This window comes from Sinorhizobium numidicum, from assembly GCF_029892045.1.
Taxonomy (GTDB): domain Bacteria; phylum Pseudomonadota; class Alphaproteobacteria; order Rhizobiales; family Rhizobiaceae; genus Sinorhizobium; species Sinorhizobium numidicum.
The window spans coordinates 3,635,236-3,660,906 of the sequence record NZ_CP120368.1 but is presented as its reverse complement, the minus strand read 5'-3'; the positions used below and the strand labels follow the sequence as shown (position 1 = coordinate 3,660,906).

At 62.0% G+C, this 25,671-nt stretch carries 22 protein-coding genes; 16 read left to right on the top strand and 6 right to left on the bottom strand.

Translation table 11 applies throughout. From position 1 onward, the window contains the following. The first annotated feature begins 9 nt into the window (after positions 1 to 9). Both PYH37_RS28780 and pyc read left to right on the top strand, forming a co-directional pair. Entirely contained in the window at positions 10 to 750 is a 741-nt protein-coding gene (locus tag PYH37_RS28780; RefSeq protein ID WP_280734899.1) for a helix-turn-helix transcriptional regulator, read from the top strand. Between the two features lie 114 nt (positions 751 to 864). After that, on the top strand, positions 865 to 4,323 hold the full coding sequence (gene pyc, locus PYH37_RS28775; RefSeq protein ID WP_280734898.1) for a pyruvate carboxylase: 3,459 nt from the start codon (positions 865 to 867) through the stop codon (positions 4,321 to 4,323). 200 nt (positions 4,324 to 4,523) lie between these two features. Here pyc and PYH37_RS28770 read toward each other — a convergent pair whose 3' ends face one another. From PYH37_RS28770 to PYH37_RS28760, 3 genes are all read right to left on the bottom strand, one after another. Beyond that, entirely contained in the window at positions 4,524 to 5,285 is a 762-nt protein-coding gene (locus PYH37_RS28770) for an amino acid ABC transporter ATP-binding protein (protein WP_280734897.1), read from the bottom strand. After that, a complete protein-coding gene (locus PYH37_RS28765; protein ID WP_280734896.1) occupies positions 5,282 to 5,962 on the bottom strand; it encodes an ABC transporter permease subunit in 681 nt (226 codons plus the stop codon). The genes PYH37_RS28770 and PYH37_RS28765 overlap by 4 nt, the downstream gene beginning before the upstream one ends. Before the next feature lie 154 nt (positions 5,963 to 6,116). Further along, entirely contained in the window at positions 6,117 to 6,890 is a 774-nt protein-coding gene (locus PYH37_RS28760) for an amino acid ABC transporter substrate-binding protein (RefSeq protein ID WP_280734895.1), read from the bottom strand. 271 nt (positions 6,891 to 7,161) lie between these two features. Here PYH37_RS28760 and PYH37_RS28755 point away from each other — a divergent pair, with 271 nt between their 5' ends. From PYH37_RS28755 to ispG, 4 genes are all read left to right on the top strand, one after another. After that, positions 7,162 to 7,944, top strand: a complete 783-nt coding sequence (locus tag PYH37_RS28755) for a DeoR/GlpR family DNA-binding transcription regulator (protein ID WP_280734893.1) — start codon at positions 7,162 to 7,164, stop codon at positions 7,942 to 7,944. Then, entirely contained in the window at positions 7,941 to 8,327 is a 387-nt protein-coding gene (locus PYH37_RS28750) for a VOC family protein (RefSeq protein WP_280734892.1), read from the top strand. Before PYH37_RS28755 ends, PYH37_RS28750 begins: the two co-directional genes overlap by 4 nt. Before the next feature lie 29 nt (positions 8,328 to 8,356). After that, on the top strand, positions 8,357 to 9,550 hold the full coding sequence (locus PYH37_RS28745) for an MFS transporter (RefSeq protein WP_280734891.1): 1,194 nt from the start codon (positions 8,357 to 8,359) through the stop codon (positions 9,548 to 9,550). Positions 9,551 to 9,737: 187 nt separating this feature from the next. Continuing rightward, positions 9,738 to 10,991 (top strand): flavodoxin-dependent (E)-4-hydroxy-3-methylbut-2-enyl-diphosphate synthase, encoded by a 1,254-nt coding sequence (ispG, locus tag PYH37_RS28740; RefSeq protein WP_280734890.1) that lies wholly within the window; start codon positions 9,738 to 9,740, stop codon positions 10,989 to 10,991. 22 nt (positions 10,992 to 11,013) lie between these two features. Here ispG and hisC read toward each other — a convergent pair whose 3' ends face one another. Further along, positions 11,014 to 12,069, bottom strand: coding sequence for a histidinol-phosphate transaminase (hisC, locus tag PYH37_RS28735; protein ID WP_280734889.1), 1,056 nt, complete (start codon positions 12,067 to 12,069; stop codon positions 11,014 to 11,016). A 4-nt stretch (positions 12,070 to 12,073) separates the two neighbouring features. Next, entirely contained in the window at positions 12,074 to 12,988 is a 915-nt protein-coding gene (locus tag PYH37_RS28730; protein WP_280734888.1) for a polyprenyl synthetase family protein, read from the bottom strand. Between the two features lie 175 nt (positions 12,989 to 13,163). Here PYH37_RS28730 and mtgA point away from each other — a divergent pair, with 175 nt between their 5' ends. From mtgA to rpmF, 3 genes are all read left to right on the top strand, one after another. Then, entirely contained in the window at positions 13,164 to 13,910 is a 747-nt protein-coding gene (mtgA, locus tag PYH37_RS28725) for a monofunctional biosynthetic peptidoglycan transglycosylase (protein ID WP_425336147.1), read from the top strand. Between the two features lie 75 nt (positions 13,911 to 13,985). Beyond that, the gene (locus PYH37_RS28720) at positions 13,986 to 14,633 is read left to right on the top strand and encodes a glutathione S-transferase family protein (RefSeq protein ID WP_280734887.1); all 648 of its coding nucleotides are present in this window, start codon (positions 13,986 to 13,988) and stop codon (positions 14,631 to 14,633) included. Positions 14,634 to 15,059: 426 nt separating this feature from the next. Continuing rightward, positions 15,060 to 15,245, top strand: a complete 186-nt coding sequence (gene rpmF, locus PYH37_RS28715; protein WP_003543812.1) for a 50S ribosomal protein L32 — start codon at positions 15,060 to 15,062, stop codon at positions 15,243 to 15,245. Between the two features lie 202 nt (positions 15,246 to 15,447). On the opposite strand, the gene phaR is transcribed toward rpmF, so the two are convergent. Continuing rightward, complete coding sequence (gene phaR / locus PYH37_RS28710) at positions 15,448 to 16,026, bottom strand: polyhydroxyalkanoate synthesis repressor PhaR (protein WP_280734886.1); 579 nt, start codon at positions 16,024 to 16,026, stop codon at positions 15,448 to 15,450. 223 nt (positions 16,027 to 16,249) lie between these two features. On the opposite strand from phaR, the gene PYH37_RS28705 reads away from it, so the two are divergent. From PYH37_RS28705 to PYH37_RS28675, 7 genes are all read left to right on the top strand, one after another. Next, positions 16,250 to 17,431 (top strand): acetyl-CoA C-acetyltransferase, encoded by a 1,182-nt coding sequence (locus PYH37_RS28705; RefSeq protein ID WP_280734884.1) that lies wholly within the window; start codon positions 16,250 to 16,252, stop codon positions 17,429 to 17,431. A 233-nt stretch (positions 17,432 to 17,664) separates the two neighbouring features. After that, complete coding sequence (phbB, locus tag PYH37_RS28700) at positions 17,665 to 18,390, top strand: beta-ketoacyl-ACP reductase (protein WP_280734883.1); 726 nt, start codon at positions 17,665 to 17,667, stop codon at positions 18,388 to 18,390. A 679-nt stretch (positions 18,391 to 19,069) separates the two neighbouring features. Further along, entirely contained in the window at positions 19,070 to 22,048 is a 2,979-nt protein-coding gene (locus PYH37_RS28695; RefSeq protein WP_280734882.1) for a helicase-related protein, read from the top strand. Positions 22,049 to 22,056: 8 nt separating this feature from the next. After that, positions 22,057 to 22,461: an RNA-binding S4 domain-containing protein gene (locus tag PYH37_RS28690; protein WP_280734881.1), complete on the top strand. Its 405-nt coding sequence runs from the start codon at positions 22,057 to 22,059 to the stop codon at positions 22,459 to 22,461. A 523-nt stretch (positions 22,462 to 22,984) separates the two neighbouring features. Next, a complete protein-coding gene (fdxA, locus tag PYH37_RS28685; RefSeq protein WP_280734880.1) occupies positions 22,985 to 23,323 on the top strand; it encodes a ferredoxin FdxA in 339 nt (112 codons plus the stop codon). Between the two features lie 413 nt (positions 23,324 to 23,736). Then, positions 23,737 to 24,306 carry a CarD family transcriptional regulator gene (locus tag PYH37_RS28680; protein WP_280734879.1) on the top strand — a complete coding sequence of 190 codons (570 nt, stop codon included), beginning with the start codon at positions 23,737 to 23,739 and terminating at the stop codon, positions 24,304 to 24,306. Positions 24,307 to 24,768: 462 nt separating this feature from the next. Continuing rightward, complete coding sequence (locus tag PYH37_RS28675) at positions 24,769 to 25,635, top strand: RNA polymerase factor sigma-32 (RefSeq protein WP_280734878.1); 867 nt, start codon at positions 24,769 to 24,771, stop codon at positions 25,633 to 25,635. Positions 25,636 to 25,671: the final 36 nt, after the last annotated feature.

The window sequence follows — 25,671 nt, the reverse complement described above, 5'->3', positions numbered from 1 at the left end:
AGGTGTTCCATGAATATAACGTTGCTCGTACAGTTTCTGGCGCTTCTGGAGGAGATGAAGACACGAGAAGAGATCCTGCCCGAGTTCGAGCGGCTCCTCGATCGCTGCGGCTTCGACTTCTACGGCATCGTGCGTCAGCCGAAACCGAACGAGAACCCGCTGAGATTGCTGCTTGCCGGCCGATGGCCGGATGGCTGGCCGCAGATCTACATCCGCAAGAAATACGTCGTCATCGATCCGACGATCCGTTACCTCGGGCATGCGCAGCGCGGCTTCCGCTGGCGCGACACGCTCGTCGCCTTCCGCTCGGATCCCCACCGCAAGCGCATGGAAAGCATGATGGTCGAGGCGCGCAATCACGGCCTCTTTGACGGCTATATCTTCCCGGTGCACGGCCGGCGCGGCCTGATGGGCAATCTCACGGTCGGTGGCCGGGTGGTCGATCTCAGCCCGGTGGAATTGAGCCTTTTCGACGCGATCGCCAAGAGGCTGTTCTGGAAGCTGCTCGAACTCACCGATCCGGAAATCATGGCCGAGCTCGTGTCGCGCGTCGAGGTGCAGATGACACGGCGGGAAATGGAAGCGCTGAACTATCTTGCAGACGGTATGACCTCGAACGACATCGGCAAGGTTCTCGACATTTCGAGCCATACGGTTGACTGGTACATGAACGGCATTCAGGAAAAACTGAAGGCCAAGAATCGGCACCACGTCGTCGCCATCGCCTTCCGTCTGGGCCTGATCTCCTGACCCAAAGGGTTAGGTTTCGTGTCGCATCTGAAATTGCACTTCATCCGGTGACTCGCTAATACTTTATTTCGCGGGTGCAGCATTCCCGCGTTTTCAAGTCATGAGGAGTCCGACTTGTCCATCTCGAAGATCCTTGTTGCGAACCGTTCCGAAATTGCCATCCGCGTCTTCCGCGCGGCCAATGAGCTGGGGCTGAAAACGGTCGCGATCTGGGCTGAGGAGGACAAATTGGCGCTGCACCGCTTCAAGGCGGATGAGAGCTATCAGGTCGGGCGCGGTCCGCATCTCGCGCGTGATCTCGGGCCGATCGAGAGCTATCTGTCGATCGACGAGGTGATCCGGGTCGCCAAGCTTTCCGGCGCCGATGCCATCCATCCCGGCTACGGGCTCTTGTCGGAAAGCCCGGAATTCGCCGAGGCCTGCGCGGCGAACGGCATAACCTTCATCGGTCCGAAGCCGGAGACTATGCGCCAGCTCGGCAACAAGGTGGCCGCCCGCAACCTCGCGATCTCGATCGGCGTGCCGGTCGTGCCGGCCACCGATCCGCTGCCGGACGATATGAGCGAAGTCGCGAAGATGGCCGAGGAGATCGGCTATCCGGTGATGCTGAAGGCCTCCTGGGGCGGCGGCGGCCGCGGCATGCGGGCGATTCGCGAGCGCAAGGATCTCGCGCGCGAGGTGACCGAGGCCAAGCGCGAAGCCAAGGCCGCCTTCGGCAAGGACGAGGTCTATCTCGAAAAGCTCGTCGAGCGCGCCCGCCATGTCGAAAGCCAGATCCTCGGCGACACGCACGGCAATGTCGTCCATCTCTTCGAGCGCGACTGCTCGATCCAGCGGCGCAACCAAAAGGTCGTCGAGCGTGCACCCGCTCCCTATTTGACCGCCGCGCAACGCGAGGAGCTTGCCGCCTATTCGAAGAAGATCGCCGAGGCGACCAACTATATCGGCGCCGGCACGGTCGAGTATCTGATGGATGCGGACACCGGCAAGTTCTACTTCATCGAGGTCAATCCGCGCATCCAGGTCGAGCACACGGTGACAGAAGTCGTCACCGGCATCGACATCGTCAAGGCGCAGATCCATATCCTCGACGGCTACGCGATCGGTACGCCGGAATCGGGCGTTCCCCGCCAGGAGGACATCCGCCTCAACGGCCATGCGCTGCAGTGCCGCATCACCACGGAAGACCCGGAGCAGAACTTCATTCCGGACTATGGCCGTATCACCGCCTATCGCGGCGCCACCGGCTTCGGCATCCGGCTCGACGGCGGTACCGCCTATTCCGGCGCGGTGATCACCCGCTACTACGATCCGCTCTTGGAAAAGGTGACCGCCTGGGCGCCGAATCCGGACGAGGCGATCCAGCGGATGACCCGGGCGCTCAGGGAATTCCGCATCCGCGGGGTTGCGACCAACCTCACCTTCCTCGAAGCGATCATCAGCCACCCGAAGTTCCACGACAACAGCTACACGACGCGCTTCATCGATACGACGCCGGAACTGTTCCAGCAGGTCAAGCGTCAGGACCGCGCCACCAAGCTCTTGACCTATCTCGCCGACGTCACCGTCAACGGCCATCCGGAGGCGAAGGGCCGGCCGCAGCCGTCGGACGATATCGCCGCGCCCGTCGTGCCGTTCATTGGCGCCGAGGTAAAGCCGGGCACCAAGCAACTCCTCGATCAGCTCGGGCCGAAGAAGTTTGCCGAATGGGTCAAGGCACAGCCGCAGGTGCTGATCACCGATACGACGATGCGCGACGGCCACCAGTCGCTGCTCGCAACCCGCATGCGCACCTATGACATCGCCCGCATTGCCGGCACTTACGCGCGGGCCTTGCCGAACCTCTTCTCGCTCGAATGCTGGGGCGGCGCCACCTTCGACGTTTCAATGCGCTTCCTGACGGAAGATCCGTGGGAGCGGCTGGCGATGGTGCGCGAGGGCGCGCCGAACCTGCTCTTGCAGATGCTTTTGCGCGGCGCCAACGGCGTCGGCTACAAGAACTATCCCGACAATGTCGTCAAATACTTCGTCCGCCAGGCTGCGAGAGGCGGCATCGACGTCTTCCGCGTCTTCGACTGCCTAAACTGGGTCGAGAACATGCGCGTGGCGATCGACGCGGTCGCCGAAGAAAACAAGATCTGCGAGGCGGCGATCTGCTATACCGGCGACATCCTCAACTCCGCCCGGCCGAAATACGATCTCAAATATTACACCGCGCTTGCGGCCGAACTGGAAAAAGCCGGCGCCCACATCATCGCCGTCAAGGATATGGCCGGGCTGCTGAAGCCTGCCGCCGCGCGGGTGCTGTTCAAGGCGCTGAAAGAAGCAACCGATCTGCCGATCCATTTCCACACGCACGATACGTCCGGCATTGCCGCGGCGACGGTGCTCGCCGCCGTCGAATCCGGCGTCGATGTCGTCGATGCGGCGATGGACGCGCTCTCGGGCAACACCTCGCAGCCCTGCCTCGGCTCGATCGTCGAGGCCTTGCGCGGCTCGGATCGCGATCCCGGCCTTGATCCGGAATGGATCCGCCGCATCTCCTTCTATTGGGAGGCGGTGCGCCACCAATACGCCGCCTTCGAAAGCGACCTCAAGGGACCGGCTTCGGAAGTCTATCTGCACGAGATGCCTGGCGGCCAGTTTACCAACCTCAAGGAACAGGCACGTTCGCTGGGGCTCGAGACCCGTTGGCACGAAGTGGCGCAGGCCTATGCCGATGCCAACCAGATGTTCGGCGATATCGTCAAGGTGACGCCATCGTCGAAGGTCGTCGGCGATATGGCCTTGATGATGGTTAGCCAGGACCTGACCGTTGCCGACGTCGAGAACCCGGCCAAGGACATCGCCTTTCCGGAATCGGTCGTCTCGATGCTCAAGGGCGATCTCGGTCAGCCGCCGGGCGGCTGGCCGGAAGCGCTGCAGAAGAAGGCGCTCAAAGGCGAGACATCCTACACGGTTCGTCCCGGCTCGCTCTTGGCAGATGCCGATCTCGACGCGGAGCGTAAAGGTATCGAGGAGAAACTCGGGCGGAGCTTGAGCGACTTCGAGTTCGCCTCTTATCTGATGTATCCGAAGGTCTTCACCGACTATGCGATCGCCTGCGAGACCTACGGCCCGGTCAGCGTGCTGCCGACGCCCGCCTATTTCTACGGCATGGCACCGGGCGAAGAGCTCTTCGCCGACCTCGAGAAGGGCAAGACGCTGGTCATCCTCAACCAGGCGCAGGGCGAGATCGATGAGAAGGGCATGGTCAAGATGTTCTTCGAGCTGAACGGCCAGCCGCGCTCGATCAAGGTGCCCGACCGCAACCGCGGCGCCTCGACCGCCATCCGCCGCAAGGCCGAGCTCGGCAATGCCGCCCACCTCGGCGCGCCGATGCCGGGCGTGATCTCGACCGTCGCGGTCGTCACCGGCCAGCCAGTCAAGGCCGGCGACGTGCTGCTCTCGATCGAGGCGATGAAGATGGAGACGGCGCTGCACGCCGAAAAGGACGGCGTGATCGCCGAAGTGCTGGTCAGGGCCGGCGACCAGATCGATGCCAAGGATTTGCTGGTCGTGTTTGGGGGGTGATGCGTTCCTCAGAGCCTTCAATTGCTAGCGCGGGATGAGGAAAAGTGTGCGCGGTTTTCCGCCCGCATCTCGCGCTAACTTACTAGAATCGATCACGTTCATGATTTTAGGTCGATCCGACCTAAAATCATCGTGATCTAACGGCCGGAGCAATCCGGCCGTTTCTTGTTTCCGAGATTGCGTTCGGCTCCCGCCAACGCTCAAATATCATAGCTCATCGGCGCACTGAGCGAAGCGACGAACCTCTTGGTTCTTTCCCGCTCGGGCGTAGAAAAAATCTTCCGCGGCGGGCCGCTTTCGACGACGAGGCCGGCGTCGAGGAAAACGACGTGGTCGGCGACGCGGGAGGCGAGGCGGAGGTCGTGGGTTGCCATGATCATCGTCGTGCCCTCCCGCGCCAGGCGGCTCAACACTTCCACCACTTCTTCGGCGAGTTCCGGATCAAGCGCGGAGGTTGGCTCGTCGCAGAGGAGCACGCGCGGCGAGGGCGCAAGCGCCCGGGCGATTGCTACGCGCTGCTGCTGGCCGCCGGAAAGCGTCGAGGGCCAGGCGTCGGCCTTATGCGCCATACCGACCTTTTCCAGGAGTTCGAGTGCGCGGGCGCGGGCGCGGTCGGCCGGCCATTTGAGCACGGTCACGAGGCCCTCCATGACGTTGCCGAGCGCCGTCTGGTGCGGAAAGAGCTGGAAGTTCTGGAATACCATGCCGGTCTGTCGGCGGAGCTTCTGGATCGCCTGCCAACCGACCCTGCGGCCGGGGGCGAATTCCAGCCGCTCGTCGCCAAGCCGGATTGTCCCGGCGGTCGGAATTTCCAGGAGGTTGACGCAGCGCAGCAGCGTGCTTTTGCCGCCGCCGGAGGGGCCAACGAGCGCCGTAACGGTGCCCTCCGCCAGCGTGACGCTGATGTCGTTCAGGACGGTATTGGTGCCGAAACGCTTGACGACATGCGAGAGTTCGATCATGCGCGTGCCTCCAGGAAACCGCCATAGCGGGCGAAGCGCTGCTCCAGCTTCACCTGCAGGGCCGAAAGCACGGAACTCATGGCAAGATAGATCAACGCCGCCTCGATGTAGAGGATCAACGGTTCGTAGGTGGTCGCGACGATGCGCTGCGCCGTCTGGAAGAGCTCGGGTACGGTAATTGCCGCCGCGAGCGAGGTGTCCTTGACCAGCGATATGAAGGTGTTCGAGAGCGGCGGCACGGCGACGCGCCCCGCCTGCGGCAGGATCGTCCGACGCATCGCCTGGCTCCAGCTCATGCCGATCGAATAGGCCGCTTCCCACTGGCCGCGCGGAACCGAGGAGATGACGGCGCGGATGATCTCCGAGCTATAGGCGCCGATATTGAGGGTGAAACCGATCAGAGCGGCCGGGAAGGCATCGAGCAATATGCCCATGCTCGGCAGGCCGTAGAAGATGACGAAGAGCTGGACGAGGAGCGGCGTGCCGCGGATCACCCAGACATAGAAGCGTGCCACGGCGAGGAGCGGCGCCGGCGCGAAAAGCCGAGCGATGGCTGTGACGAGGCCGAGCAGCAGGCCGAGAATGAAAGAAAGCAGGGTCAGCGGGATCGTGAAGATCAGCCCGGCCCAGAGCAGGGTCGGCAGCGAATCCGCCATCAGTTGAAGCCAAGTGGGCAAGGGGGAAGCCTTTCAAAACGCGCGATCCGCTCCGGGGGCGGAACGGATCGTAACTCATAGGGCGAGATCAGGAAAAGTGTGAAGCGCCTTTCCGCTCGCATCCCGCGTAAAGTTGAGAAACCAGGCCGATCGATAAACGTTCAGCCCGGCAGCGTTATCTGGAAACGTCGGCGCCGAAATATTTCTGCGAGATCTTCTCGTAGGTGCCGTCGGCCTTGATTTCGACGAGTGCCTTATTGATGGCGGCGAGCAGCTCCGGCTCGTTCTTGCGGATGATGATGCCGGAAAAATCGGCGTCGGCCTGTTCGGCGGCGATCTTCACGTTGGCGTCCGGCTTCTGCTTCTTGAAGTCGAGGAAGGAAAGGCTGTCATTGATCGTCGCGTCGGCGCGGCCCGTCAGCACGAGCTGGATCGACTGGTCGAAGCCGTCGGTTCCGACGAGCTCGGCGCCTGAAGCCTCGGCGAGCTTGCCGAAATTGCTGGTCAGCGACTGGGCGGCCTTCTTGCCCTTGAGGTCGGCGAACTCCTTTATCTCCTCATTGTCGCCCCGGACGATCAGTACGGCCTTGGAGGCGATATAGGGCTCGGAGAAGTCGTACTTCTTCTTGCGTTCCTCGGTGATGCCGACCTGGTTGATGACGGCGTCGTAGCGCTGGGCGTCGAGGCCGGCGATCAGGCCGTCCCACTTGCCTTCCAGGAATTCGGCGTTGACGCCGAGGCGCTTGGCGACTTCCTGGCCGATCTCGACGTCGAAGCCGACGAGCGCGCCGCTGGCGTCGTGATAGGTGAAGGGCGCGTAGGTGCCTTCGGTGCCAATTTTCAGCACGCCGGCGGATTTGATCTCTTCGAGGTTCGATCCGGCTTGAGCCGGCGCAAAGGCGGCGAGTTGCAGGAGGGCGGCAACGAAAAGCGTCGGAAGGAGTTTCATTGTCTTGTTTCCATATTTCTGTTCTCCGGCCCGTCAGCCCGGATTGCGCCGACATTCGCACAAAAGCTGCGCTATCTGAGCGCATAAAAGACCAATTCAAGCCGGTTTCGATGAAGATTTTTTCTCGAACGGGTGAATTTTCATCGAAAACACCCGGCAGAGAAACTTGCTGCACTTCTCCATGTTCCAGACGATCGAGGATTGAATCCGCACGCGAAGGCTGGTATTCACGTTTGCATCGATTCATGCATGTTTATGCACGATTGGAATCATGGCGACGGACCTGCTACTGCGCGAGCGAAAATCCCTGATCCGCGAACGGCTGAAGACAGAAGGCCGCGTTTTGGCGGCCGATCTTGCGCGCGAGTTCGGGGTTTCGGAGGACACGATCCGGCGGGACCTGCGCGAAATGGCCGCAGCCGGGCTCTGTGAGCGTGTCTATGGCGGCGCCTTGCCGTTCGCCCCGGACGGCGGCTCCTTGAGCGAGCGTGCTTCGCTCGCGCCGGAACGAAAGATGGCTTTGGCGCAGGCATCCGTCGGCTTCGTCCGGCCCGGCATGACACTCTTTCTCGATGCGGGTTCGGCTAATCTGGCGATCGCGCGGCAGATCGAGCCGGAACTTTCAGCGACGATCGTCACCAATACACCGCTGATCGCCTCCGCCCTGATGGAGAAGCCACGGCTCGACGTCATCCTGATCGGCGGCACGCTCGACCGCGCCGTCGGCGCGGCCGTCGGCGCGCGGGCCCAGCGCGACGCCGCTTTGCTGCGCCCCGACCTCTGCATTCTCGGCACCTGCGGCGCCGATGCCGCGGCCGGGCTCACGGCCATCCACTTCGAGGACGCGGAGTTCAAGAGACTGATCGCCTCGCGCAGCCGTTCGGTGCTCGCCGCTGTCACCACCGACAAGCTCGGCACGGCGGCGCCGCACGCGGTAATCGGCGTCGAAGGCGTATCGACACTGGTTCTCGAGGCGGACGCGCCGGAGGCGTACGTCGCGGCATTCACCGCATGCGGCGCAAGCGTCGTCATCGCAAGGGAGCCCGGCCGATGAGCATCGCGCATGTTGCCCTCTGGACGATGGACCTCGAGCGGATCGCGGACTTCTGGGTCGAGTTCCTCGGTGCAGAGGCCGGCGAGATTTATGACAGTCGGCGCCGGCCGGGGTTCCGTTCGCGCTTCCTGAGGCTCGGCGGAGGAGCATCGATCGAGGTGATGGAGGCGCCATGGCTGGCGCCTCACGACGCGCCGCATGTGGAGCGTTCCGGCTATGCCCATATCGCCTTGTCGCTCGGCAGCGGCGAGGCCGTGGACGACATGGCTGAACGCGCCGAGCGGCAAGGTCTGCTTGTATCCAAGGCCCGTTGGACCGGGGATGGCTTCTATGAGGCCGTGATCCGCGATCCCGACGGCAATCTCATCGAAATCACCATTTGAGCCGGGACCGGCAGCAGAGGGCTAAACCCATGGATCAGCGCACAGAGACCGCTCCGAAGGCTGCAGTCCGGCAGGGCTATATGTCGAAGAACCGGCTTGCCGTTTCGCTCCTGTTCATGATGAACGGATTTGTGACCGGGAGTTGGGCTCCAAAAATCCCGGAATTCAAGGACCGCCTCGGGATCGGCGAGAGCATTCTCGGCCTTTTGATCCTGATATTCGGCGTCGGCTCGCTGGTGCTGATGCCGATCGCGGGCGGCTTTATCGCCCGCATCGGCTCTGAGAAGGTGGTCAAGATCACGGCGATCATCCTGTCGCCTCTGCTGCTGCTTCTAACCCTGGTCCCGAACGTCTGGACGGCGGTGATCGGCATGTTCCTGCTCGGCGGCTTCGTCGGCGCCATGGACGTGGCGATGAACGCCAATGCGGTCGAGGTCGAAAAATCGATGCGGCGCGCGATCATGTCGTCCTGTCACGCCTATTGGAGCCTCGGCGGCCTGATCGGCGCCGGAATCGGCGGCTTCCTGATGGCGCGCTTCGGCGTGCTGCCGCATGCAATTGTGGTCACCGGGCTCTGTGTCGCCGTGCTTGCCATTGCCTGGCCGATGATGCTTGCCGATCAGCCTCACCCCGCCGCCGCGAAGGAGAAGCTGCGGCTGCCGATGACGCCGCTGCCTTGGCTGATCGGCCTGATGGCGCTGTTCTCAATGATACCGGAAGGCGCCGTGCTCGACTGGGGCGCGCTCTATCTGCGCAACGAGCTTGGTGCTTCGGTTGAGCTCTCTGGTTTCGGCTTTGCCGCCTTCTCGGCGACGATGGCGGCGATGCGTTTTGCTGGAGACCATGTGCGCGATCGCTTCGGCGCAACGAGAACGCTGCGCATCTGCACTGGGACGGCGCTGATCGGCATGGTTCTCGCGGGGCTTGCGCCGAATGCGCCCGTCGCGATCATCGGCTTTGCCATCGCGGGCATCGGCATTTCCAACATGGTGCCGATTGCGTTTTCGGCCGGCGGCAACATGCCGGGCCTGCGGCCGGGGATCGGGCTCGCGGTCGCGACCTTCATGGGCTATTCCGGCATGCTGTTTGCGCCGTCGCTGATCGGCTTCATTGCGGAGCATAGCGGGTTTGCGGTCATCTTCGCTTCCATTCCCGTTCTCTTCGCCGTGGTGCTCCTCCTATCGCATCACGCGGTCCATGCGGATCACGGCAAGGAGCATTGAAGCCGGCCGCCATCAATTCGCCGTCAGCGCGTGATGTTGCCGTTGACAAGCAAACTTTCCTCATCCACCTGAATGGTGAAAAAGCAGCGGCACGAGGAAAACTATGGGCGTTTTCGCCCGCGTGCCGCTCGGATTTACGGGGATTGAGCGGATACGCTCTTAACCAAGGGACCAAGAAGAGGCCTTCATGTCGTCTGCCTTCGATTTCGAGCCACAGCCGCGCCGCGCTTCGGTCGCCGTCGACGTCGGCGGCGTGATCGTCGGCGGCGGTGCGCCGGTCGTCGTCCAGTCGATGACGAATACGGATACGGCCGACGTGGATGAAACGGTCGCGCAGGTGGCCGCCCTGCACAAGGCCGGCTCCGAACTGGTGCGCATCACGGTGGACCGGGATGAGAGCGCCGCCGCAGTGCCGAAAATCCGCGAACGGCTGCTGCGGCTCGGGATCGATGTGCCGCTGGTCGGCGATTTCCACTATATCGGCCATAAGCTGCTCGCTGATCATCCGGGCTGCGCCGAGGCGCTGGCGAAGTACCGCATCAATCCCGGCAATGTCGGTTTCAAGGATAAGAAGGATAAGCAGTTCGCCGAGATCATCGAGATGGCGATGCGCTATGACAAGCCGGTGCGCATCGGCGTCAACTGGGGTTCGCTCGATCAGGAGCTCCTAACGCGACTGATGGACGAGAATCAGGCCAAGGGATTTCCGCTGACGGCGCAGCAGGTAACGCGCGAGACGATCGTGCAATCGGCGCTCCTTTCGGCCGAGCTTGCCGAGGAACTTGGCCTGCCGCGAAACCGAATCATTCTTTCTGCCAAGGTTTCGGGCGTGCAGGATCTGATCGCCGTCTATGCGATGCTTGCCGCGCGTTCCGATCACGCCCTGCATCTCGGGCTTACCGAGGCCGGCATGGGCACGAAGGGCATTGTCGCCTCCTCGGCCTCTCTCGGTATCCTGATGCAGCAGGGTATCGGCGATACGATCCGCATTTCGCTGACGCCGGAGCCCGGCGGCGACCGCACCCGCGAGGTCCAGGTGGCGCAGGAGTTGCTGCAGGTCATGGGCTTCCGCCAGTTCCTGCCAGTCGTCGCCGCCTGTCCCGGCTGCGGCCGCACCACCTCGACGGTTTTCCAGGAGCTTGCCCAGCAGATCCAGGAGGACATCCGCGCGAGCATGCCGGCCTGGCGCGAGAAATATCCGGGCGTCGAGGCGCTGAAGGTCGCCGTGATGGGCTGCATCGTCAACGGCCCCGGCGAAAGCAAGCACGCCGATATCGGCATTTCGCTTCCGGGCACCGGCGAGACGCCGGCGGCACCCGTCTTCATCGACGGTCAGAAGGCAATGACGCTGCGGGGCCTGAAGATCGCGGAGGAATTCCAGCTTCTCGTCGCCGACTATATCGAGAAGCGTTACGGCCGGGGTCAGGCGGCGGCGGAATAAATTAAAGCGGTGCCGCCAAGCCTCACAGGATGTCGTCGAGCGCCCCGATGAGGCTTGCGCATTCCGCGTCGGTACCGATGGTGATGCGCAGGAAATCCGAGATTCGCGGTTTGGCAAAGTGGCGGACGATGACCGCGCGCTCCCGAAGCTGTGCGGCCAGTTTTTCTCCGCTGTGAGCGGGATGGCGGGCGAAGACGAAGTTTGCCTGCGACGGCAGAACTTCGAAGCCGCGCGTCTCCAGATCCGCCGTCAAGCGGACGCGCGAGGCAATGATCTTGCCGCGCGTCGCTTCAAACCAGGCCTCATCCGCGATCGCGGCGGTGGCGCCGGCCTGGGCGGTCCGTCCGAGCGGGTAGGAGTTGAAACTGTCCTTGACGCGCTCGAGCGCCGCGATCAATGGCCGCTGACCGATAGCAAAGCCGACCCGAAGACCGGCGAGCGCGCGCGACTTGGAAAAGGTCTGCACGACGAGCAGGTTGTCGTATTTTGGAACGAGCGCCATCGCGGACTCTCCGCCGAAGTCCACATAGGCCTCGTCGATCACCACCGGCTGATCCGGGTGTTCGGCCACCAGCCTCTCGATCTCGGCAAGCGGCAGGCCGATGCCAGTCGGCGCGTTGGGATTGGGAAGGATGATCGCGCCGCAGGTGCGGCGGTAATCGGCGATATCGATGCGGAAGGCGGAGTTCAGCGGCACTTCGATCGCATCGATGCCGAAGAGGCCCGCATAGGTCGGATAGAAGCTGTAGGAAATGTCCGGATAGAGCAGCGGTCGGTCGTGCTTCAGAAGCGCGGCGAAGGTGTGGGCCAGCACCTCGTCGGAACCATTTCCCACAAAGACTTGCTCCGCCCCAATGCCATATCTGGAAGCTATGGCTTTCCTAAGCCCGAGCGCCACCGGATCCGGATAGAGCCGGAGATCGGCGCTCGCCGCCGCGCGGATCGCCTCCAACGCCTTCTCCGAAGGGGGATAGGGGTTCTCGTTGGTGTTCAACTTGACGAGGTTTGCCATGCGCGGCTGTTCGCCCGGTACGTAGGGTTTAAGCGTGGAAACGATCGGCGACCAATATTTGCTCATGGGCTCAGCTCCTGCGGTTCGCGACGAAGCGCGCGGTCTCGGCAAGGACGGCCGAACGGGCGCCGTAAGGCGCGAGCAGTTCTTCCGCCTGCGCCACCAGTTTTTCGAGTTCGCGCTCGGCCCAGGATTGGCCATGCAGCGCGACGAGCGTGCCCTTGCCGCGCGCCGCATCCTTGCCGGTGGCTTTGCCCATGACTGCCGCGTCCGCGGTGAGATCGAGCAGGTCGTCGGCAAGCTGAAAGGCAAGACCGATCTTTTCGCCAAAGCTGCGCATCCGCCGTCGGTCTTCGATGCCGGCGTCGGCGATGATCGCGCCGGCTTCGCAGGCGAAGCGGATCAGCGCCCCGGTCTTCATAGCCTGCAGCGTGACGATGCCCGCTTCATCCGGCGTCTTCCTTTCGGCGGCGAGATCGAGCGCCTGCCCGCCGGCCATGCCGCCGTGGCCAGATGCGCGGGCGAGCGCCAGCACGAGCTCCGTCTTCTGCCGGTCGGAAAGCGGCGTCTCCGGCGCAGCTACGATATCGAAGGCGAGGGTCAACAAACTGTCGCCGGCCAGAATGGCGGTCGCCTCGTCGAAAGCGACGTGCACCGTCGGCTTTCCGCGCCGCACGTCGTCATTGTCCATCGCCGGCAGGTCGTCGTGCACGAGCGAATAGCAATGCACGCATTCGAGCGCCGCGCCGATCCTCAGGGCGGCGTCCGCACTGCCTCCGAGGACGGCGGTGCTCTCGCTGACGAGAAAGGGGCGCAGCCGCTTGCCGCCGTTGAGCACTCCGTGCCGCATCGCGTCGAACAGGATCGCCGGGCGCGCGATTTCGTCCGTGCAGGGATCCGGCCCGAGAAGCTCCGCAAGCAGGGTCTCGACCGCCAGGGCATTGGCTTTCAGGCGCGCCGCAAAGGATGATGTCTCGTCTTTCATAAAAGGCTCTTTGGCACGGGGGAGAGCGGCTTTCAACGGGCATTCGCGTCGCACCTCCGGCGCTTTCGCCGGGGATGAACCGATGAGCGCCTTGTCTTTTGCCAGAAAGGCCGTTCAACTTTCGCGATCTATGAAATAAGAGTGGGGCATGGATAGAGGGGTAGACAGCGAGGCGGTGGGGATCGTCCCGGAAGAACGCGAGGAGGGCGAAATGCCCGCCGGCCGGTGGTCCGCTGTGCGCCGCGCCTGGCGAGCGCGACGTCGTCGCTTCCTGCTTGTTGCGCTCTCCATCTTCCTGCTGCCCTATCTGCTGATCTTCCTCTATCTCCTCGACTTCATTCATCCGGTTTCGACATTGATGCTGCGCGACCTCGCACTTCTGCGCGGCTATGAGCGGCAATGGGTCGAGTTCGAAGACATCGCGCCGGTGCTCGTGCAGTCGGTGATGATGTCCGAGGATGGCCAGTTCTGCGTCCATGGCGGGGTGGACTGGGGACAGATGCGTGGCGTCGTCGAGGATGCACTCGAAGGTGAACAGACGCGCGGCGCCAGCACGATCCCGATGCAGACGGTCAAAAATCTGTTTCTCTGGAACGGGCGCTCCTTCGTCCGCAAGGCACTGGAACTGCCACTTGCGATCGTCGCCGATTCCGTCTGGAGCAAGCGGCGGATGATGGAACTCTATCTGAACGTCGCCGAATGGGGCGACGGAATCTACGGCGTCGAGACCGCCGCGCGGCACCACTTCGGTGTTTCGGCGGCGAAGCTATCGCGCCGTCAGGCGGCCTTGCTCGCCGTGTCGCTGCCCAATCCGATCGACCGCAATGCCGGCAAGCCCGGGCGTGGCCTCCGACGCCTTGCCTCCGTGATCGAGCGCCGCGCCAGCCGGTCCGGCGGCTACATCACATGCCTTTATGATTGAGATGAAGGCAATTCATTGGTCCTGCGGCCGCTGATGTGGCAAGCCTGCTTCCGATAAATCAGGGGAGACACGTTCATGGGCAACCTCGTTCTTTTTATCGGCAACAAGAATTACTCGTCCTGGTCGCTTCGGCCCTGGCTGGCGCTAGAGGCCTGCGGCATTCCGTTCCAGGAGGTCGTCATCCCCTTCGATTTTCCCGCGGGCAATCCGCGGTTTCGCGAAATCTCGCCGACCGGCCGCGTGCCTGTGCTCCACCATGGCGATGTCCGCGTCTGGGAATCGTTGGCGATCATCGAATATGCGGCGGAGCTTTTCCCCGAGGCCGGTCTCTGGCCCGACGACCGGGAGGACCGCGCCCGTGCTCGCAGCTATTCCATGGAAATGCTCTCCGGTTTTCGCGCGCTGCGCAATGCTTGCCCGATGAACATCCGCCGGCCGCGCAAGGCGATCGCGCTTGCCGATGGGGTGATGGCCGACGTCGCGCGGATCGAACAGATCTGGCAAGAAGCGATCGCCCGGTCCGGCGGACCATTTCTTTTCGGTCGGTTCACTGCCGCCGACGCCATGTTCGCCCCGGTCGTCAACCGTTTTGAAGTCTACGAACTGATAACGGACCCGGCGACGCTCCGTTATATGGACGCCGTTAAGGCGCATCCGGCTTTCCGCAAATGGCAGGAGGCCGCGCTAGCCGAACCCTGGATCGTGCCGGAAGACGAAGCGTGAAGCTCCCAAGGTTGGAGCGGGACGCGGGCGGAAAACCGCTTCGCACCTTTTCTCGTCCGCTCAAGATCACGATGACTTTGGATTGCTAATCCAAAGTCATGAACGTGCTCGGCTCTCTTGAGTTGGAGCGGGACGCGGGCGGAAAACCGCTTCGCACTTTTTCTCGTCCCGCTCAAGATCACGATGACTTTGGATTGCTAATCCAAAGTCATGAACGTGCTCGGCTCTCTAAAGTTGGAGCGGGACGCGGGCGGAAAACCGCTTCGCACTTTTTCTCGTCCCGCTCTGAGTCGAAAATTTGCGCCGGGGACTGGTCAAAGCGTGGTGGGGCATGTATAAGCGCGCAAAATTTCCGAGATCGACATCTGTTTGACCCGGCCATTTTCGGCTGCTGAACAGTGTTTTGCCCGATAAGTGGAGAATGAAATGGCTGTACCGAAAAGAAAAACGAGCCCGTCCAAGCGTGGCATGCGCCGTTCCGCTGACGCCCTCAAGGCTCCGACCTACGTCGAAGACAAGAATTCCGGCGAACTGCGCCGTCCGCATCACATCGACCTGAAGACCGGCATGTACCGCGGTCGCCAGGTTCTGACGCCGAAGGAAAGCGCATAAGCGCTGCCACACTGCGGATAAAGTTGGAAGGGTCGGCATTGCCGGCCTTTCTCTTTTGGCGTGTATTTCCGCCTCGAAGCGAGACTATAGCGCCGTGCGTCTACTGAGACGCACGCACGGAACCACGCCGGTGCTGTGCTCGGCCGGTCGCGACGCGTCGATGGCTCTGGGAGGGATCGGCAGGGTTCGGCTGGGTAATTTCTCAGCCGAGATTGTCGAGTTTCGTCTGCAGGGCGCGAAGCTGTTCTTTCAGTTCGTCGATGTCCTTTGCCTCGGCCTTCTTCGTTTCCTTGGCCGGCGGAGCGGCCATGAAAGGTGAGAACATCTGCATGGCCTGATGGAACATTTCGGTATTGCGCCGAACCTGTTCTTCGACCAGTTGCAGCGGCACCTGCAGGTTCTTGCCGAGCGGCGTATCGCCGAAGGCCTTGTTGATCTGCTCGCGCATCTGCGCCTGCTGCTCGGTAAAGGCCTGCATGGAGTGTTCGAGATAACTCGGCACGACCATCTGCATCTGATCGCCATAGAAGGAAATCAGCTGGCGCAGGAAGGAAATCGGCAACAGCGTGTTGCCGGTCTTCGATTCCTGCTCGAAGATGATCTGCGTCAGCACCGAATGGGTGATGTCCTCGCCGGACTTCGCGTCCTGCACGACGAAATCCTCACCCTTCTTCACCATGACGGCCAAGTCGTCGAGGGTCACGTAGGTGCTGGTGCCGGTATTGTAGAGGCGCCGGTTCGCATATTTCTTGATAACGATCTGGCCTTCATTCTTCGCCATCAGGGTCTCCTCTTCCCCATCGTCCCGTCTTTATTGTGTTTTTCAGAGTATCCGCAAAAGAGCGCCGCTGACAATCTCTTTGTGCAATGCGGCGACGCAGGTGCGAAACATGGCGGGTTGGGCAACGTGAAGCTTTTGTAGCGGGGCATCAAGACGTTTGACTCGCGCCCAAGGCTTTGCCAGTCTGCTTGCATCAGGCAAAGGAAATAAGAGGAAACGTCCCATGAGCAGTCCCTCCATAGTCATCGCCAGCGCCGCCCGCACCGCCGTGGGGTCCTTCAACGGGGCCTTCGGCACCACGCCTGCGCACGAGTTGGGCGCCAGTGCCATTAAGGCGGTGCTTGAACGGGCGGGCGTTGAGGCAGGAGAAGTGGACGAGGTGATCCTCGGCCAGGTCCTTCCGGCGGGCGAGGGGCAGAACCCGGCGCGGCAGGCGGCGATGAAGGCCGGTGTTCCGCAGGAAAAGACCGCCTGGGGCATGAACCAGCTCTGCGGTTCGGGACTGCGCGCGGTGGCGCTCGGCATGCAGCAGATCGCAACGGGTGACGCGGATATCATCGTCGCCGGCGGCATGGAATCGATGTCGATGGCGCCCCATTGCGCGCATCTTCGCGGCGGCGTGAAGATGGGCGACTTCAAGATGGTCGACACGATGATCAAGGACGGGCTCATCGACGCCTTTTACGGCTATCACATGGGCATCACCGCTGAAAACGTCGCACGCAAGTGGCAGTTGACGCGTGAGGAGCAGGACGAATTCGCGCTTGCCTCGCAGAACAAGGCGGAGGCCGCGCAGAAGGCCGGCCGGTTCGCCGACGAAATCGTGCCCTTTGTCGTAAAGACCCGCAAAGGCGACGTGACCGTCGATCAGGACGAATATATCCGCCATGGTGCCACGCTCGATTCCATGATGAAGCTCCGGCCTGCCTTCGACAAGGAAGGAACCGTGACTGCAGCCAATGCGTCCGGCCTCAATGATGGCGCGGCCGCCACGCTTTTGATGACGGAAGCAGAGGCGGCCAAGCGCGGCATTCAGCCGCTTGCCCGGATCGTCTCCTGGGCGACAGCGGGCGTCGACCCGCAAATCATGGGAACGGGACCCATTCCCGCGTCGCGAAAGGCGCTGGAGAAGGCCGGCTGGTCCGTCGGTGACGTGGAACTCGTTGAGGCCAATGAAGCCTTCGCGGCGCAGGCCTGTGCCGTCAACAAGGATCTCGGCTGGGACCCGGCGATCGTCAACGTTAACGGCGGAGCGATCGCCATTGGTCATCCGATCGGCGCCTCCGGCGCCCGCGTTCTCAATACTCTGCTCTTCGAGATGAAGCGGCGCGGCATCTCCAAGGGGCTTGCGACGCTTTGCATCGGCGGCGGCATGGGCATCGCAATGTGCGTCGAGCGCATGTAGACCGCAGTCGGCGTGCAGTTTGCCGGTCTGCTGGCCGTCTTTTTACATTGGGTCCCCGCCAGCCTTGGTCGCAGCGGCGATCCGCAGCGCGCCGGACCGGAGGCGGCGTGACTCCTCGGGCGGACCCAGCTTGAAGAGAAATTGTGCACCATTTCGGAGTGCCAAAGCGGCGGGCCTGAAAGGACGTGGCACTCTAAACCTTTGTGAAATTGAGTTAACCAGTGGAGGCGAGCATGAGCAGGGTAGCATTGGTTACGGGCGGGTCCCGCGGTATCGGCGCAGCAATTTCGGTGGCCTTGAAGGCGGCTGGATACAAAGTCGCCGCAAACTATGCGGGCAACGAAGAAAAGGCGCAGGCTTTCCGGGAGGACAGCGGCATCCCCGTCTATAAATGGGATGTCTCCAATTACCAGGCCTGTGCCGAGGGTATCGCCAAGGTGGAGGCGGATCTCGGACCGATCGACGTTCTCGTCAACAATGCCGGCATTACCCGGGACGCGATGTTTCATAAGATGACGCCGGAACAATGGGGGGAAGTGATTAGCACCAACCTTACCGGCCTCTTCAACATGACGCATCCGTTGTGGCCGGGCATGCGCGACCGCGGCTTCGGCCGCGTCATCAACATATCCTCGATCAACGGCCAGAAGGGCCAGATGGGTCAGGTGAACTATTCCGCCGCCAAAGCTGGGGACCTTGGTTTCACCAAGGCACTGGCACAGGAGGGGGCGGCAAAAGGCGTCACCGTCAACGCTATCTGCCCGGGCTACATCGGTACGGAGATGGTGCGCGCAGTGCCGGAAAAGGTGCTGAACGAGAGGATCATCCCGCAAATCCCCGTCGGCCGCCTTGGCGAGCCGGAGGAAGTGGCGCGATGCGTCGTGTTCCTTGCCTCCGATGACGCCGGCTTCATCACCGGCTCTACGATCTCGGCGAATGGCGGCCAATTCTTCGTCTGATCGCACTTCAACCCGGGCCAGCAGTTCCGGCGCCCCTAGTGGCGCCGGATTCGTTTCGAGGCGGGGCGCTATCGGTCAACACAACTGGGGCGGTCCTGTTGTACCCGGATTCGAAAAAAATTCCTCGGTGATTCTATCCGTTGCGAAGCACCAGCCCTACTACATGTTGTGGTGAACAAAACAGGAAGTTGATCTGTCGGCGATTCGTCGCCGATTCGTTCTGGCTTTGACCAAGAAGTTACCACGGCGATTCTTATTTCTGGATTGAGCGAATCCGCAAGCGAATCGCGGTTAAAATTTTCCAGACATTCCAGAGTCTTGGATTCCGAATCCTTTGGGTCGCTCAACCGTCCGGCGATGAAGACGGACGTCTTCCGTGGGCCTTCAAAGGACCTTATCGGAGTTGATTCAGCATATGGTGCAAAACAGGCTATTGAAATCTATATGTAGCCGTGAACATACAGTGAATCGATGAGAGTCAGCGATTCGTCGCCGATTCGTTCCACCGCTGTTCCGCGTGCTAATATGGGAGCTGGACCGAAGCTCCTAGATATGGCGCACAGCGTCATGCGCTTTTTAATTGTCCGCGCCCCTTGCGTTTGCTCCGGCGCGTGGGCATCTGTTCCCCGCTGGAGCGCGAAGGCGTGCCGGCTCGTTGAGAATGCCCGGGATCGATGACGTGTCCTTTCAATCCATGATCCTCAGTGGCCGCGGCGTGACTGCGGTGCTCGGACCCACCAATACCGGCAAGACGCATTACGCGATCGAGCGTATGGTCGCACATGACAGCGGCGTCATCGGGCTGCCGTTGCGGCTTCTCGCGCGCGAAGTCTATACGCGTCTTGTCGAGAAGGTCGGACACCATAACGTCGCCCTGATCACCGGCGAGGAAAAGATCGCGCCGCATCGGGCGCGCTATTCGGTCTGCACGGTCGAGGCGATGCCGCGCGAGACGACGGCGTCCTTCGTGGCGATCGACGAAGTGCAGCTTGCCGGCGACCTGGAGCGCGGCCATATCTTCACCGATAGGCTGCTGCACCTGCGCGGGCGAGGCGAAACGCTGCTGCTCGGAGCGGCCACTATGCGCCCCATTCTCGAGCATCTCCTTCCCGGCATCACCGTCGTCGAGCGGCCGCGCATGTCGCAGCTGCTCTATGCCGGGTCCAAGAAGATCACCCGCCTGCCGCATCGCGCGGCGATCGTCGCCTTTTCGGCTGACGAGGTCTATGCCATCGCCGAACTTATCCGTCGGCAACGCGGCGGCGCCGCGGTTGTGCTGGGCGCCCTCTCGCCGCGCACCCGCAACGCCCAGGTCGGGCTTTATCAGGAGGGAGACGTAGAGTACTTGGTGGCGACCGATGCCATCGGCATGGGCCTCAACCTCGACGTCGATCATGTCGCCTTCGCGCAGGACCGCAAGTTCGACGGTTACCAGTATCGCAACTTGAACCCTGCCGAACTCGCCCAGATCGCTGGACGCGCCGGGCGCCATGTCCGCGACGGCACCTTCGGGGTGACGGGGCGCGTCGATCCCTTCGACAGCGAGCTTGTGCACCGGATCGAGTCGCACGAGTTCGATTCCGTCAGGGTGCTGCAATGGCGCTCGAAGGCACTCGACTATTCGTCGCTGAAGGAGCTGAAGAAGAGCCTCGAGGCGGCGCCGGCCGTTTCTGGCCTGGCGCGCGCCCTTCCGGCCGTCGATCAGCAGGCGCTGGAGTATCTGGCGCGCTATCCGGAAGTCGCGGATGTCGCTACTACTTCCGAGCGAGTGGAAAAGCTCTGGGAGGCTTGCGCCCTACCGGACTATCGCCGTATTACACCGGTGCAGCACGCCGACCTGATCTCGACCATCTATGCGGATCTCATCCGCTGCGGCACGGTCAATGAGGATTTCATGGCCGAACAGGTTCGCCGCGCCGACCACACGGACGGGGAGATCGACACACTTTCGGCGCGAATTGCGCAGATCAGGACCTGGACCTATGTGTCCAACCGGCCCGGATGGCTTGCCGATCCGACACACTGGCAAGAAAAGACGCGGGAAATCGAAGATCGATTGTCCGACGCGTTACATGAAAGGTTGACGAAACGCTTTGTTGATCGCAGGACATCTGTGCTCATGAAGCGCCTGAGAGAGAATGCGATGCTGGAAGCAGAAATCAGTGTGAATGGTGATGTCTTCGTCGAGGGACACCATGTAGGTCAACTTTCCGGTTTCCGGTTTACGTTGGCGGCCGGTGGCGAGGGGTCGGATGCGAAAGCCGTTCAGGGCGCCGCCCAGAAGGCGCTTGCGCTGGAATTCGAGGCGCGTGCTGCCCGTCTGCATGCGGCCGGCAATGGCGATCTGGCGCTGGCGTCGGACGGCCTCGTTCGCTGGCTCGGCGATCCGGTGGCACGGCTTGCCGCAAGCGACCACGTCATGCGCCCGCGCGTCATCCTGCTGGCCGACGAGCAGCTCCAGGCCAATGCCCGCGAGCATGTGCTGGCGCGGATCGAGCGCTTTGTGAACCATCACATCAGCACGGTGCTGAAGCCGCTCGACGATATTTCCCGAGCGGAGGATCTCGAGGGTCTCGCCAAGGGCCTCGCCTTTCAGCTCGTCGAGAATCTCGGTGTGCTGTTCCGCCGCGATGTCGCCGACGAGGTGAAGTCGCTGGACCAGGACGGCCGCGCCTCGATCCGCAAATACGGTGTCCGTTTCGGCGCCTACCACATCTTTCTTCCTGCGCTGCTGAAGCCGGCGCCGGCGGAGCTGATCACACTGCTCTGGGCGCTGAAGAATGACGGCCTCGACAAGCCCGGTTACGGCGAACTCATTCCGATGCTCGCTGCCGGTCGCACCTCCGTCGTCACCGATCCTTCCTTTGAGCGTACTTTCTACAAGCTTGCGGGGTTCCGCTACCTTGGCAAGCGTGCGGTTCGGATCGACATTCTCGAGCGGCTCGCCGATCTCATCCGCCCGCTTTTGCAGTGGAAGCCGGGCACGACACCGCGCCCGGAGGGGGCCTATGACGGCCGCCGCTTCATGACGACGACGGCGATGCTGTCCATCCTTGGCGCAACGCCGGACGATATGGAGGAGATTCTCAAGGGTCTCGGTTATCGCTCCGACAGCGTCACGGCCGAGGAGGCAGCGGCATTCCTCGCGAACCAAGGCGGCGAGCCGACCGAGGCGGATACATCCACCGAAGCACCTGTCGAGCATGGCGAGGCGGATGCCGGCAGCGAAGCCGAAGCGGCCGACGCCGATCATGCGGCGGCGGCGCAGGCACCGGTGGTGGAGGCCAGCAGCGACGAGGCTCCCGCGCAGGCGGAAGAACCCGTCGAGGCCAAGCCCGTTCTTCTTTGGCGCCCGGGTACGCGCCAGGACAACCAGCGCCAGAGCGGCCGTCATCACGGCGATCAGCGCCGGGGCGGCCAGCGTCACGGTCAGGCCGATGGCAGGGAAGGCGGCCGCAAGGACGGCGCGCCCGCGCGCGGCAAAGCGCAGGACGGAAAATCCGGCGGCCAGCGCAAGGATCGTCCCGACCGACATGAGCGGGGCGGAAAGCCGGCAGGCGTGAAATTCGAAGGACGTCCGCCGCGCAAGGAAAAACCGTTGGATCCGGATTCGCCCTTCGCTAAACTCGCCGCTCTCAAGGAGCAGCTAAAGAAATAGGCGCGCCCATGGAGAAACAGCCAGCGTCCGTGCCCCTACTGCGTCAGCGGCTCGACAAATGGCTGTTCTTCGCGCGGCTGATCAAATCGCGCTCGCTCGCCCAAAAGGCGATCGAGGCAGGCCATGTGGCCGTCAATGGCGAGCGGGCCATGCAATCATCCGTGCAGATCAAGGCGGGCGACACCCTGGAATTGTCGCTCGAACGACGTGATCTTGTCCTGCGGGTGCTGCTGCCGGGATCTCGGCGAGGCCCCTATGAAGAGGCTCGCCTGCTTTACGAGGACCTGACGCCGTCAGCGCCGGCGGAGAGCCGCACGGCCTTCGAGCAGGCGACGCGCGAGCGCGGCGCGGGGCGTCCGACGAAACGGGAGCGTCGCGAAACCGACCGTCTAAAACCCGATTCAGATGAATAGAGTAACCTTGGTCGAGAGCCGCAACGCACGGCGTGCTCTACTGCATGGTTCCTTAAATCGGAACCGATTTAAGGATAAAACCATGCAGCAATCAAAGTGTTACAGCGATCTGGTGCATCTGAAAAGACGCACGGCGCTGTAGCGCCGGCGCCTATTCGGACGGGCAAGGGGTTGCGGCCTCACCAGCAGCGCTTCGAATCCGGCGAGGGACAGGAAAAGTGCAGACGGTCTTTCGCCTCGCTTGCGTCTCTTTCCATCCTGAAATCGATGACGTTCGGGATTTTGGATCGCTTCCATTCAAGACCGCCCGCAACCCTGGAAAACTCTGCTCCGTTCGCGACAAATCGCGCATGGTTTATCCTTGCAATGGCGGTCTAAAGCCTTTACCTGACAAGCGACGTTGGGTGGCATTCGGGCCTGCTTCGGCAGCTATGCGCGCCGGACATTCCTAGCATGCGCGGACGATGAACATCACCGTTGATTGCCGTCTGCCATCAAATGTGAGCATTGGCTGGAGTACCTCATGACGTATGTCGTGACCGACAACTGCATTCGCTGCAAGTATACGGACTGTGTGGAAGTCTGCCCGGTGGACTGCTTCTATGAAGGGGAGAACTTCCTCGTCATCCACCCCGATGAGTGCATTGACTGCGGCGTATGCGAGCCGGAGTGTCCCGCCGGGGCGATCAAGCCGGATACCGAGCCGGGCCTTGATATGTGGTTGAAATTGAATGCGGAATTTGCCACTCAGTGGCCCAATATCACGGTCAAGCGGGATCCCCTGCCTGAGGCCAAGGAGATGGATGGCATCGAAGAAAAATATGAGAAGTATTTTTCTGACAAGCCGGGACAGGGCGATTAAGGCGATTGTCGGCCGCTTGGTTCGTCGCGGCTGACGGACAAATGGAAGGCGGGGCCGGAAATCTGGGGAAATCCAACCGGCACCTCGCAAGCGCGAGCGTGGTGACTTGATCGTTGCCATGCAGCAAATTATTGATTTCCGCAGTTTTTTGTGATAGGTTCCTTGTACTGATCCACAGAGGGTGCTTTTGCGCGCCCGAAAACCATCACGAAAGCAAACGATCTCCACGGCGCGGCTCTTTTCAAATACGCAACGTACCGTTGCTTGTGACCGCGCCTCCATGGGGCTGTTTGCGTTCCGTTGGACGGACCAGGATGGACCCCACCCGGCGGTATCCCCGTCTATCCCGGGCCTGACCGACCCGGCCCCGGCCTTTTAGAGGCCGGGTGCGCAATAGGGAGTTTTTGAAACGAATGACGACCCAGCAGAAAAAATCTTCAATGCGCCAAGGCTTCAAGACCGGTGAATCGATCGTTTATCCGGCTCACGGCGTTGGCCAGATCGTTGCGATTGAGGAGCAGGAAGTCGCAGGCATGAAGCTCGAGCTTTTTGTCATCGATTTCGAGAAGGACAAGATGCGTCTCAAGGTACCGGTGGCAAAGGCTGTGACCATCGGCATGCGCAAGCTGTCCGAAACCGATTTCGTAGATCGTGCATTGAAGGTTGTGCAGGGCAAGGCGCGCGTGAAGCGGACCATGTGGTCGCGCCGCGCCCAGGAATACGATGCCAAGATCAATTCCGGCGACCTTATTTCCATTTCGGAAGTGGTGCGCGATCTCTATCGCGCCGAAAACCAGCCGGAACAGTCCTATTCCGAACGCCAGCTCTATGAAGCCGCTCTCGATCGCATGGCGCGCGAAATCGCTGCCGTGAACAAGATGTCGGAAACGGAGGCCGTGCGCCTCGTCGAAGCCAATCTGAACAAGGGGCCGAAGCGGGGCAAGGCTATCGAAGAAGACGATACCCAGGACGAAGCTGCTTAAGCCCTTCGCTCCAAACGAAACCAAAGAGCCCGGCCGTTGCGCCGGGCTTTTTTTGTTCAAATCGGTTTCTGCGGCGCCGTGCGTCTTTTCAGGCGCACAAATCAGACGCGCAAAGATCGCTGTAGCACTTTGAATTGCTGCATTTTTTCCTTCAATCGGTTCCGACCTACGGAAACCTGCAGTAGCAGCACTCCGGCCGCTGACACGCAAATCGTCACTGATCCAAGGAACTTTTCGAGCCGGCGCGCGTTTATTCACGCCGACGTGGAGGCCTCCGCCTGCGCTGTCGGAGCGATCTTGTTTCTGTGTTTCATCACCGTCTCAGGTTCGTGTCTTCGATTTAGGGCGCTGCATCGTTTCGTCAAGCAGCCCCGGCCGTCCCCGCTGCCGGACGCTGCGAAATGCGTTTGGCTCTTCGAGTTCAATCGTTAACGGCGTTTGGCGCCAGCTACGGAGCGATCGATGAAGACCCTCACAGCAGACAGGCGAATGATCAAGATTGCCATGGACGCCCCTTATCTTGAACGGGACGAAGAGCATGCCCTGGCGCAAGCCTGGCGGAACGACAACGACCAGGAAGCCCGCAACAAGATCGCTATGTCGCATATGCGCCTGGTGATCGCGATGGCGGCCAAGTTCCGGAGTTTCGGACTGCCCATGGGGGATCTCGTTCAGGAGGGCCATATCGGCCTGCTCGAGGCGGCGGCTCGCTTCGAGCCGAGCCGCGAGGTCCGCTTCTCGACTTATGCGACATGGTGGATTCGGGCGAGCATGCAGGACTACGTGCTGCGGAACTGGTCGATCGTGCGCGGCGGGACCAGCTCGGCGCAAAAGGCACTATTCTTCAATCTGCGGCGACTGCGCGCCCGACTAGCCCAGGGAGACAGGCAGCTTACATCGCAGGCGATGCATGAGGAGATTGCAGCAGCTCTCGGCGTCAGCCTTGCGGACGTGCAGACCATGGATGCCCGCCTTTCGGGAAACGACGCGTCGCTGCAGGCACCGGTGGGCAACGGCGATTCCGAGGGTGGCGAACGCCTCGACTTCCTCGCGAGCGACGCGCCGCTGCCGGATGAGCAAGTCAGCAGCATGATCGATGGCGAGCGTGCGCGCCGGTGGCTCCACATCGCGCTCGAGGAACTCAGCGAACGCGAGATGAAGATCATTCAAGCACGCCGCCTGTCGGAAGATGGTGCGACACTGGAGGAACTTGGGCTCGATCTCGGCATATCAAAGGAGCGCGTCCGGCAGATCGAGACGCGAGCTCTGGAAAAGCTGCGCGCGGCGCTTGCTGCCAAAGCGCCGGCCCTGACGGCCGACATGCGTTGAGCCGGCAGGTTCCGATTTCCGGAGAGAGATGAGGAG

Bases quoted from the DNA above. Each gene is read 5' to 3' on its own strand.
- PYH37_RS28780 (WP_280734899.1), top strand. From the start codon at position 10: ATGAATATAACGTTGCTCGTACAGTTTCTGGCGCTTCTGGAGGAGATG.
- ispG (WP_280734890.1), top strand. From the start codon at position 9,738: ATGTCGTCTGCCTTCGATTTCGAGCCACAGCCGCGCCGCGCTTCGGTC.
- PYH37_RS28730 (WP_280734888.1), bottom strand. From the start codon at position 12,988: ATGAAAGACGAGACATCATCCTTTGCGGCGCGCCTGAAAGCCAATGCC.
- PYH37_RS28755 (WP_280734893.1), top strand. From the start codon at position 7,162: ATGGCGACGGACCTGCTACTGCGCGAGCGAAAATCCCTGATCCGCGAA.
- PYH37_RS28675 (WP_280734878.1), top strand. From the start codon at position 24,769: ATGAAGACCCTCACAGCAGACAGGCGAATGATCAAGATTGCCATGGAC.
- PYH37_RS28705 (WP_280734884.1), top strand. From the start codon at position 16,250: ATGAGCAGTCCCTCCATAGTCATCGCCAGCGCCGCCCGCACCGCCGTG.
- PYH37_RS28690 (WP_280734881.1), top strand. From the start codon at position 22,057: ATGGAGAAACAGCCAGCGTCCGTGCCCCTACTGCGTCAGCGGCTCGAC.
- PYH37_RS28760 (WP_280734895.1), bottom strand. From the start codon at position 6,890: ATGAAACTCCTTCCGACGCTTTTCGTTGCCGCCCTCCTGCAACTCGCC.
- rpmF (WP_003543812.1), top strand. From the start codon at position 15,060: ATGGCTGTACCGAAAAGAAAAACGAGCCCGTCCAAGCGTGGCATGCGC.
- hisC (WP_280734889.1), bottom strand. From the start codon at position 12,069: ATGAGCAAATATTGGTCGCCGATCGTTTCCACGCTTAAACCCTACGTA.
- PYH37_RS28680 (WP_280734879.1), top strand. From the start codon at position 23,737: ATGACGACCCAGCAGAAAAAATCTTCAATGCGCCAAGGCTTCAAGACC.
- PYH37_RS28720 (WP_280734887.1), top strand. From the start codon at position 13,986: ATGGGCAACCTCGTTCTTTTTATCGGCAACAAGAATTACTCGTCCTGG.
- PYH37_RS28745 (WP_280734891.1), top strand. From the start codon at position 8,357: ATGGATCAGCGCACAGAGACCGCTCCGAAGGCTGCAGTCCGGCAGGGC.
- PYH37_RS28750 (WP_280734892.1), top strand. From the start codon at position 7,941: ATGAGCATCGCGCATGTTGCCCTCTGGACGATGGACCTCGAGCGGATC.
- phaR (WP_280734886.1), bottom strand. From the start codon at position 16,026: ATGGCGAAGAATGAAGGCCAGATCGTTATCAAGAAATATGCGAACCGG.
- phbB (WP_280734883.1), top strand. From the start codon at position 17,665: ATGAGCAGGGTAGCATTGGTTACGGGCGGGTCCCGCGGTATCGGCGCA.
- PYH37_RS28770 (WP_280734897.1), bottom strand. From the start codon at position 5,285: ATGATCGAACTCTCGCATGTCGTCAAGCGTTTCGGCACCAATACCGTC.
- fdxA (WP_280734880.1), top strand. From the start codon at position 22,985: ATGACGTATGTCGTGACCGACAACTGCATTCGCTGCAAGTATACGGAC.